The sequence below is a fragment of the Thiolapillus sp. genome (genome assembly GCF_048562965.1).
Taxonomy (GTDB): Bacteria; Pseudomonadota; Gammaproteobacteria; order Chromatiales; family Chromatiaceae; genus Thiolapillus; species Thiolapillus brandeum_A.
Genome location: NZ_JBHNMF010000251.1, coordinates 1 through 4,792, shown reverse-complemented (window position 1 = coordinate 4,792; position 4,792 = coordinate 1). Strand labels below are relative to the sequence as shown.

The 4,792-nt window shown below is 56.6% G+C and carries 5 protein-coding genes; 1 reads left to right on the top strand and 4 read right to left on the bottom strand.

Translation table 11 applies throughout. The features are described from left to right. Positions 1 to 125: 125 nt before the first annotated feature. Entirely contained in the window at positions 126 to 872 is a 747-nt protein-coding gene (locus ACOCD2_RS12470; protein WP_293647166.1) for a sulfite exporter TauE/SafE family protein, read from the bottom strand. Positions 873 to 936: 64 nt separating this feature from the next. Here ACOCD2_RS12470 and ACOCD2_RS12465 point away from each other — a divergent pair, with 64 nt between their 5' ends. Then, positions 937 to 1,911: a DUF4124 domain-containing protein gene (locus tag ACOCD2_RS12465; RefSeq protein ID WP_293672594.1), complete on the top strand. Its 975-nt coding sequence runs from the start codon at positions 937 to 939 to the stop codon at positions 1,909 to 1,911. Positions 1,912 to 1,920: 9 nt separating this feature from the next. Here ACOCD2_RS12465 and slmA read toward each other — a convergent pair whose 3' ends face one another. The 3 genes from slmA to ACOCD2_RS12450 are packed head-to-tail and all read right to left on the bottom strand — an operon-like array spanning position 1,921 to position 4,729. Continuing rightward, positions 1,921 to 2,502, bottom strand: a complete 582-nt coding sequence (gene slmA / locus ACOCD2_RS12460) for a nucleoid occlusion factor SlmA (RefSeq protein ID WP_293647162.1) — start codon at positions 2,500 to 2,502, stop codon at positions 1,921 to 1,923. After that, positions 2,499 to 3,386 carry an acetylglutamate kinase gene (gene argB, locus ACOCD2_RS12455; RefSeq protein WP_293647160.1) on the bottom strand — a complete coding sequence of 296 codons (888 nt, stop codon included), beginning with the start codon at positions 3,384 to 3,386 and terminating at the stop codon, positions 2,499 to 2,501. Before argB ends, slmA begins: the two co-directional genes overlap by 4 nt. A 53-nt stretch (positions 3,387 to 3,439) precedes the next feature. Continuing rightward, on the bottom strand, positions 3,440 to 4,729 hold the full coding sequence (locus ACOCD2_RS12450; RefSeq protein WP_293647158.1) for a phosphomannomutase/phosphoglucomutase: 1,290 nt from the start codon (positions 4,727 to 4,729) through the stop codon (positions 3,440 to 3,442). Positions 4,730 to 4,792: the final 63 nt, after the last annotated feature.

Below are 4,792 nucleotides of genomic sequence, written 5' to 3'. Positions count from 1 at the left end.
CCATATTCGGTAAACAGCGCCTTGGCTTGATATTCATGCAGATTCATTCTTGTTCTCCAGGTTTTCACTGGTCTGGTTGGATAAACCATGCCCTTCGGCACCATCCGTATTCTACAACCAGATGATCAGCCGATGATGAGTTTTATGCCCACCAGAATCGATATTACTTCAAAAGCCCGCTTGATCCAGCGGTTGCCCTGCCGGATGGCAAGGTGCGCACCACCGTATCCGCCCAGCAACGAACCGGCCAGCAGGGCCGGCAGCCAGTCCCATTTGATGCTGCCCAGCATACCCAGGGTCAGGGCACCTGTACCATTCCAGAACAGGCCCACCAGCACTAGGGTGTAGGCGACAGCCCGCTTATAGTCCAGACCGAACCAGCGCACCAGCCACAGCGTCACGAACAGCCCGGTACCGGAAGTCAGGGAACCGTTGAGTATCCCCAGGCAGAACAGCACGATCCCACCGGTCACCATGCCCGAGCGGTCCCGGTGGCTGGGCAGGTAGTTCTGTCCCAGGCTTTTCCTGCTGCCGGAATACAGGCCCAGCCCCAGCGTCAGGCAACCCAGCGCGATCTCCGCCACGCGACCGGGCACATGCAAAATGACGCTGGCTCCGACAACCACACCGGGCAGACCAGTCATCAGCATGAAAAGCGTGAACCTGCGTTCCAGCGTACTTTCCCGCATGTGTCTTATGGTGGCGCCTACCCCCAGCGCCACGGAAGCCACCTTGTGTGTCGCCAGGGCCACACCGAAGGGCAGTCCGAGAAAAATCAATACCGGCAGTTGCAGCAGTCCTGCACCACCACCTGAGAAGGCGGAAAACAGGTTTGCTATGAGGGACACAAAAAACAGCAACAACTGGTCCATTCAGGTGTATTTTCCTTTCAAATTGATTATCCTAAGCGAACGTTTATCTTAAGGCAGTATGTCTATGCGTATCCATGTTTTCCTCGTTTTGCTGATTGCAATCAGTCAGCCCGTCAGTGCCAAGCTCTACAAATGGGTAGATGAAGACGGCAACGTGCAATACTCCGACAAACTGCCGCCGGCAGCCGTAAAGAAACCCCATGAAAATCTGAATAGCCGCGGGTTGGTCATCAACAAGACAGGTCGCGCCAAAACCCCGGAAGAAATCGCCGAAGAAGAACGGGTGAGAAAACTCCGCGAGGAAACCCAGCGCCAGATCGATGAACAGAAAGCCAGAGACAGGGTGTTGCTGAATACCTACCGCAGTGAGGATGACATCATTCTTGCCCGGGACGGCAAGCTGGCAACCATCGATTCACAGATCCGCATTACCTACACCAACATTACCTGTCTCAAGGAGCGTCTTTCCAACTACAAGCGGAAAGCTGCCAATCTGGAGCGCAAGGGCAGGAAGATCCCCAAGCAGATGCAAACGGGAATCGACAATACCCGTCAGGAAATCAATGACAGCTACGAGTCCATTCTGCGCCAGGAAAAAGACAAGAACACCATCCGCAACAAATACGCCAGTGATTTGCAGCGTTTCCGCAAGCTGTCCAAGCTCAAGGCTGCAACCCGTGCGGAAATGCAGGCCGAAAAAGAACAAAAGAAGGATGATGCCATCGTAAAGACTGTCATCCGCTGCAAAGACAAGGCGCACTGCGACCAGCTGTGGACCAGGGCCAAGGCTTACGCCAAGAAGTACGCCACCACACGAGTGTATGTGGATTCGGACACCATCTTCATCACTCAGCCACCGAAGACCAATGAGGATCTGAGTATTACGGCGTCCAGGCTGCGCCCGCAAAAGGATCAGCAGGAGATCATCTTCCTCGATATTCAGTGCAAGAAGGAGCTGGCCACCGACACCTGGTGCAAACGCCCAGAGGCAATCAAGATTCGGGAAGGATTCCGGAGCAGCGTACTGGGCAAGAAATAGCGCGGGAAATCAGCCGAAAATACCGGCGTCGAGTATGCGCCACTCCGCTTCCCAGTTGGAAAGCGGCGTGGTCTGAAAGCGGGTGCGCAGAAACTGGCGCATGCGGCCTTCCACATAGACAACCAGCATTTCCGCGGCGGCTTCCGGCGTGACTGCCAGCTGGATATCCTCACGCATCTGTGATTCGCGCAGCACCTGCCGCAACTGGGTCTGAAGTCGCCCGAAGAAAGCTTCGATGCGGTCATGCAACCGCTCATGCTCACCCATGAGCGCATCACCCAGCAACACGCGCACGATACCCGGGTTGCGTTCGGCGAATGCCAGCATCAGATAAAGAATGCGCGCACTGCGCTGGCGGGTTTCCCGGTCTTCTTCGAGGATCTGGTTGATACGCGTGAATATGCCGTCCTCGGCGAAACTGATCAGCCCCTCGAACATGCGCGCCTTGCTGGGAAAATGTCGGTACAGGGCAGCCTCGGAGACACCCACAGCCTCTGCCAGTTTGGCCGTGGTAATGCGTGCGCCGGGCCTGCTCTCCAGTTCCCTGGCCAGGGCTTCCAGGATATCCTGCTTGCGATTGCGATCCTTCAACGGATCAGCGTCCCGATGCCTTCGTCGGTAAACAGCTCCACCATCACAGCGTGTTTCACCCGGCCATCGATTATGTGGGATGAAACGACGCCACCACGCACCGCTTCCAGTGCACAGCGTATCTTGGGAAGCATGCCGCCGTGAATCGTTCCGTCGGCGATGAGTTCATCCACCCGCGCCGTCGACAAGCCGGTGAGCAGATCACCTTCCTTGCTCAGCAACCCCTTGGTATTGGTGAGCAGGATCAGTTTTTCGGCACGCAGCACTTCTGCCACCTTGCCGGCCACCAGGTCTGCGTTGATGTTGTAGGAATGACCGTCTTCACCTACGCCTATGGGCGCAATGACGGGAATGAAGTTGCCGTGCACCAGCATATCCACCACTGAGACATCGATGCTCTCCACTTCACCCACATGACCGATATCGATGGAATTTGTGCCACCGGTATCGTCCGTAGAGGCGATGGTCAGTTTACGTGCCCGGATCAGATCGCCGTCCTTGCCTGTCAGCCCTACAGCAGAGCCGCCATGACGGTTGATCATGTTGACGATCTCCTTGTTGACCAGCCCGCCCAGGACCATTTCAACCACATCCATGGTTTCGGAATCGGTTACCCGCATACCGCTGACAAACTGGCTTTCCTTGCCCAGGCGCTCGAGCAGATTGCCGATCTGCGGACCACCGCCATGCACGACCACGGGATTGATGCCAACCGTCTTCATCAGCACCACGTCGCGGGCAAAACTCTGTTTCAGCTCCGCATCCACCATGGCATTGCCACCGTACTTGATCACCACCGTCTTGTCGCGGAAACGGCGTATGTAGGGCAATGCTTCGGAAAGCACGCGAGCCACATTGGTGGCGGCATCTGGCGTCAGGCTCATGAGTGTCTGCTTCTCTGGGTTGAACTCGGATGGAGAAGGGCCGGATTATAACATCAGAATGGCAGGGGCAGTTCCGGGGCAATCTGGGTCAGCAGGGTGCGGAATCTGTCCTGAATCTGCAGCAGGGCTTCCTCGTTGCTCGCTTCGAAACGCAGAATCAGTGATGGCTGGGTGTTGGAGGCGCGCGCCAGCCCCCAGGAATCGCCGTATTCCACGCGCAGGCCATCGAGTTCGACCACATCCGCATCCCCGAAATCGCCCTGGTGCTTCATGGCCGCCACGATCTGACGCGCCCGGCCGGGAGGTGTGTCCACCTGCAGCAGCGGCGTGGCGAATGCGGAATGGTATTCCGCAAAAGCCTCGGAAACAGGCATGGACTCCAGGGACAGTATCTCCAGCAGTCTTGCTGCGGCATACATGCCGTCGTCAAAACCGAACCAGCGCTCCTGTATGTAGATATGTCCCGACATCTCGCCGGCGAGCATGCCACCGGTTTCCATCAGTTTCTGCTGCAGTTCGGCATGACCGGTCTTCCACATGATGGGACGGCCGCCACTGGCGAGAATCATTGCCGGCAAATTGGCGCTGCAGGCAACATCATAGATGACATCCGCTCCCGGATGACGCCGTATAATGTCGCTGCCGAGCTTCATGATCAGTTCATCCGCGGCGATCACTTTGCCCTGTTCATCCACGATCGCCAGAGCGTTGCCGTCGGCATCCAGCGCAACACCGATATCCGCCTCATGGGCCACTACCTCTTTGCTCAGGACAGTAAGATTCTCGACATTCGAAGGATCTGGCAGGTGATTGGAATAAGCGGATTCGGGCTGGCAGAAGAGTTCGATGACTTCACAACCCAGCCCTTCCAGCAGCGGTACCACCAGCGAGCCGGCAATTCCGTTGCCACAATCCAGCACGACTTTCATGCCCTCGACGAGTTGCACATCCTCAGAGACCGCATGAATATATTCACTGCGCATGTCTTTGGAGGACAGACTCCCCACACCCTGGCGGCAATTGCCGCTGAGGATACGCTCACGTATTTCCAACAGCTGTGGCTGTGCAAGCGGCTTGCCATCCACAATAATCTTAAAGCCGTTGAATTCAGCAGGACTGTGCCCACCCGTGATCATCACGGCGGATACGCTGGATGCCATACGTGCTGCGAAGGACAACAGAGGCATGGGAGCCACTTCCAGATCCACCACATTACACCCGGATGCCAACGCTCCGGCGATCAGAGATGAGGCGTATTCACTGCTGGTGCGGCGATTGTCTCTGGCCACGAACAGACTGTCTCCACAAGCGTGTCTTCGGCCTCGTGATAGATTTTGGGACATCCCAGTCCCCAAAATCGACTCGGCCTTTGACAACCTATTTGTGCCCCAGCCGTCCTGGTCACC